4 protein-coding genes are annotated in these 5,150 nt (G+C 55.9%); all 4 read left to right on the plus strand.

The window, feature by feature from the left end:
• Window positions 1-259: hypothetical protein (locus AC07RZ_RS23515; RefSeq protein WP_494669797.1), on the plus strand; the 259-nt coding region annotated here is incomplete at its 5' end.
• Window positions 260-1,203: 944 nt separating this feature from the next.
• On the plus strand, window positions 1,204-3,930 hold the full coding sequence (locus AC07RZ_RS23520; RefSeq protein ID WP_494669798.1) for a TonB-dependent receptor: 2,727 nt from the start codon (window positions 1,204-1,206) through the stop codon (window positions 3,928-3,930).
• 280 nt (window positions 3,931-4,210) lie between these two features.
• Window positions 4,211-4,861, plus strand: coding sequence for an energy transducer TonB (locus AC07RZ_RS23525; RefSeq protein ID WP_494669799.1), 651 nt, complete (start codon window positions 4,211-4,213; stop codon window positions 4,859-4,861).
• Window positions 4,862-4,943: 82 nt separating this feature from the next.
• The coding region (locus tag AC07RZ_RS23530) for a hypothetical protein (protein ID WP_494669800.1) at window positions 4,944-5,150 on the plus strand (207 nt) is incomplete at its 3' end.

A 5,150-nucleotide genomic window follows, 5' to 3' on the forward strand; every position in this document is an offset into this window, starting at 1 on the left:
CAACCAACGCAGAATAAGAAATTATTCTTGCCCAAAAAACCCCAAGTGCATCGCACTTGGGGTTTTTTGTTTTTTCTGCCCGGCTTTTTTATGGCCCGATGCATGCCTGAATCAAGTGCATTATTCTGCGATGCACCAATATCATCCCTTATCTGCCGGCGGCCTGATCCGGCCCCGTGCCTCTTCCGTTGCATTTAAATCAACCGTATTGCCAATCTTCGACCTTGCGGCTTGTCTGCTGCAATCACCATTTTGTTGACATAAAAACAGTTATCCGGCCGGGCATTGCCATCGTTTTGGGGCAGTTGCTGCTCACCATTTCGGTGCCGGTTTTGCACCAAAGTGGTATTACGAAAAAACTACCAATTTGAACTGGCATTGGCGGCTTGCGCCATGTTTTTCGTGATGCTGCGACGCAGCGTGTTTAGTGCTTTTGAGTAATGCCGCTTCATTTCGATAACGGCTGTGAAATTTTCCTGGGAAAAGATAAAAAAACTTTTAAATATTCAATTTCACCCGCTTTTATGGCATTTCAATACAAATGATAACGATGGGCCTGGCGCTTGAAAATCACTTGTTTTCATAGAGAAAATTGCGAAAAAATAGGATGCGGAAAGGGTGCGTGAAAGGGCGACTTTGCTGTCTGCAAGAAGTTCCGTATGAAAATCGCGAAATTCTCATTTTTCAGAAAATAGGCGCTTCTTCAGGTCCTGTTTTGAAAAAAAGCGACCAGTCCACTCCACTAAACAACAGTCATGTAGTTTGTAAAATAGTGAATGTAAACAACGGTATATATAGATATACGAATTGGTAATTTTGATACCAATAATTTATTTATGTAATACCAGTTGAATGCCTATTGACAGCCACTTTTACGGTCCCTAGAGTGTCCTCAGCGCAACGTTTCCAAAGGGAATTCGTGAGCTTGGACGTAAGGCAGATGCGGAAGCTTGGTGCGGGGCAGGGTACGCACGGCATTTTCCCCAGGCGGTTTTTGGAGAAGGACCGGCCAGGGAAATTGTTCTACAAGCGGCGCTATGCAGCGTCTTGTTGGTTGGATCTTGTTGTATTGGCGACTGTATCGAAAAAAAGGTTCTCCCCTTTGTCGGCCTGAAGCGACCTCAAGCCACAGCGTGGAGAAGTCAATGAAAAAAATGGCCTGCTCGAGGATTCCGGGGCCGCAATCGATGGGGAGAACGGTAAGTGAATAAAAATTTAACACCAATAGCATCTGCAGTTGCGCTGCTGGTCATGGCGGCAGCCATGCCGGCCTATGCGCAGCAGGCAGATGACGCAGCTTCCAAAGCTGACGGCAAGAGCGCCGACAAGGGCGGCATTGAACAGGTCACCATCAGCGGCATCCGCGGTTCCTTGCAAAAATCCCTGACGCAAAAGCGCAACGCCGATTCGCACGTGGAAGTCATCACCGCCGAAGATATCGGCAAGATGCCGGACAAGAACGTTGCCGATTCGCTGTCGCGGGTTCCAGGCGTCACCATCGGTAACGCCGGCGCCACCGAAGGCGGCTTCGACGAAGCGGACCGGGTCAGCATGCGCGGCACCAGCCCGAGCCTGACGCAAACGCTGATCAACGGCCATGGCGTCGCATCCGGCGACTGGTTCGTGCTGGACCAGTCCGGCACGGTCGGCCGCAGCGTCAGCTATACGCTGCTGCCTTCCGAGCTGGTCGGCTCGGTGGTGGTCCACAAGAGCTCCCAGGCTAGCCTGGTGGAGGGCGGAGTCGCCGGTTCGGTCGACATCATTACCCGCAAGCCTCTGGAGTTCAAGAAACAGTTCACGGCTGAAGCAACCCTCGGCGCCGTGTATGCCGACCTGCCGGGCAAGACCGATCCGCAGATCAGCGCATTGGTGAACTGGAAGAACGAAGCCAACACCTTCGGCATCCTGGTGCAGGCATTCTCGGAAGAGCGCCACCTGCAGCGGCAAGGGCAGGAAATCCTGGGGTATACCCAGATCGCCCCGGGCAGCAAGATCGCTCTCGCACATCCAGACCTGGCCGGCGTATATGCGCCTAACCTGATCAACTCTGCCCTGTTTGAGCAGCAGCGCAAGCGCACCGGCGGCTTGATCGACGCCCAGTTCAAGGTCAGCAACGACTTCTCGTTCGACGTCAATGCCTTCACGTCGGAAATGAAGGCGGCCAACTACAACCGCAGCTATGAATTCTGGGGTGCGCAAGTCATCAACGCCGGCGCCGGCCAGTCGCCGAATCCTGGTTACACGGTGAAGAACAACACGCTGACATCGGCTACCTTTGCTCCTGTAGCCGGCACCAACTACGGTGTCTACGACCAGATTTCACGTCCTGACGAAAGCGCCAGCTCAAACTTCGTCGAGCTCAGCACCAAGTGGCGCGCAACCGATTCGCTGACCTTCACCACCAAGCTGGGTACTTCTGCCGGCGAAGGCAAGACGCCTACCCAAAACGTCGCGGAATGGAATGTCGGCGTGGGCGCCGGCGCAGGCTACCAATTGAACGGGACCGGCACTGCCGCCAACTGGAACCTGGGTGCAACCAATAATTCCAGTCCTGCCGGCCCTACCACAACGTTCGGCTGGATCTTCGGCGACCAGAACATCAACGTCAAGGACAAGGAAAACTGGGCCCAGGCTGACGGCGAGTATTCCACTGACTGGGGGACCTTGAAGACGGTGCAGTTCGGTTTGCGCTATAACGACCACAAACGCAGTTCCGAAGGCGTGATCGGCCAGGGACCGACGGCGGCTGCCCAGGACCCAGCCAATTTCCCGCAGGGTTATCAGAATTTCCCGGGCAATTTCGGCAGCGGACTCGGCAGCGGTTTCCCGACCAACGTGTGGTACTACTCGCCGGGCCAGCTGGCAGCGTTCAACGCCTTCACCAAACGCGATCCGATCACGCGTGAAGACTGGAATTCCGAGTTTTCGGTCAAGGAAAAGAATACCGCCGGTTACCTGCAAGGCAATCTCGAGGGTGACCGCTGGAGCGGCAATATCGGCCTGCGCGTAGTCCAGACCAAGGAGAATGTCCTCTCCAACGTCGCCGCGCCGGCTACCGCGCCGGGAGCGATCACGACTTCCGACTTCGGTCCGTTCGTCAGGCAGAATGTCAACCACAGCTACGTCGACGTGCTGCCAAGCATGAACCTGAAGTTCGACTTGAGCAAGGATGTGATTGCCCGCTTCGCCGCGTCCAAGACCATGACCCGTCCGGATTACTCGGCGCTGGCTGGCCAGGTAACGCTGACGCCGCCGGCCCAGTTCGGTTCGATCGGTTCCGGCACCGGCGGCAATCCGGACCTGAAGCCAATCACATCGAACAACTTCGATGCTTCGCTGGAATGGTATTTCGCTCCGCGTTCCCTGGTGTCCGCAAGTATCTTCAACATGAACCTGACCAGCTATGTCGGCCTGGGCTCGGTCACCAGAAGTTATGTCACCAGCACGCCTGACCATCCTGCCAACTACATGGCGGATTACCAGCTGACAGTGCCGATCAACACCAGCGGCACCGTGAACGGCATCGAACTGGCATATGAAATGCCGTTGGGTAAAAACTTCGGTTTTGCCACCAACGCCACATTCATCAACGCCTATGATTCCAGCAACGGTCCCCTGGTCGGCGCCTCGAAGCGTACCGCCAACCTGACGGCTTATTATGAAGATGAGCGTTTCAATGCGCGTATTTCGTACAACTACCGCAGCGCTTTCTACAGCGGCCTGGATCGCAGCACGGCGTTCTATCAAGCCGGCGTCGGCACCCTGGCAATGTCGCTGGGCTACAAGTACAGCGAACAGCTGTCCTTCACGCTGGATGCACAGAACCTGAACGACCCGACCTTGAAGTACTACGCGCTCAATGAAGACCAGCCGCGTGCGTTCTACAAGAACGGCCGCCAGTTCTACCTGAATGCGCATCTGAAGTTCTAGCAGCAGGAAGCCGGCATGCCGCCGTCCAATAGCGGCATGCCGGTGGTTTCAGATAGAAGTGAGAGTTGACGTTGATTTCGCCGTGAGAGCGCTGATGACCGGATGTTGTTGTGGTGGGCTTGAATGCAAGACGCTCTCCGGTTTTTTTACCAATGCAGATGAAACTGACGATATGCAGGCAGATCGCACAGATCAGGCCGGCAACAGATCAGGCGCCAGGCGGACGGCATAGTCAATATCGAGATTGCCGGAACCCAGGCGAATAAACAGGAGTCGTTGTATGGATTTCACGCAGGATGGGAAAAATCCCTCCAATAACGTAGTGGGCATCAGCGTGGTGGTTGTTCTGCATGTCCTTATCGTTTATGCGCTGCTTACCGGGCTGGCGCGCAAGGTTGTAGAAGTGATCCAGCAGCCGGTCGAGACCAAGATCATCGAAGAATTCAAGCCGCCGCCACCGCCGCCGCCGGACAAGCCGGTGCCGCCGCCGCCAAAATCGGTCGCGCCGCCACCGCCGTTCGTTCCTCCACCAGAGGTAAAGGTAACGCCGCCGCCGCAAGATAACGTGATTGCAGCGGTAACAAACGTCAAGCCGCCGACCAATGACTTGCCTACTTCGGTAGCGCAGCCGTCGGCTGCCGGCGAGGCTGGGCCGGCGCACACCAGCGCCAAGATTGCAGGAAATTGCGAGAAGCCGGAATACCCGCGGTCGTCCTTGCGCAATGAAGAAGAGGGCATGGTGACGGTCAAGCTGACCATCGGCGCCGACGGCAACGTACTTGATTCAGCGGTTGAAAAAAGCAGCGGTTTCAAGGACCTTGACCGGGCCACGGTAAAAGCCTGGAGCCTGTGCCATTTCAGTCCCGCCATGGCCGATGGCAAAGCGGTGCAGTCGTCGACCAGGATGCAGTATGTCTGGAAGCTCGAGTAGGCGCAGATAAGTGCAAATGCACGCAAATACACCATCACGTCGCGATTGCGGCAATCTACTTTCTACAATTTGGAGCATCAGCATGTCTATCACTCGTAACCGCTTATCCGCCCTTGCCACCGCCCTGATGATCTCCGCCGCGACGATCTCGGCACCACTGGCAGCAATCGCCCAAACACCAGCCGCAGCATCGGCTGCCGCAGCGTCGGCTCCAGCAGCTGCAGATGCGCCGAAAGCGGCCGACACTGCTGCAGCGGCATCGCTGGCAGACACCCCAACCCCGCCGCCA

The sequence above is a fragment of the Collimonas sp. GW821-FHT07E08 genome, assembly GCF_059418905.1.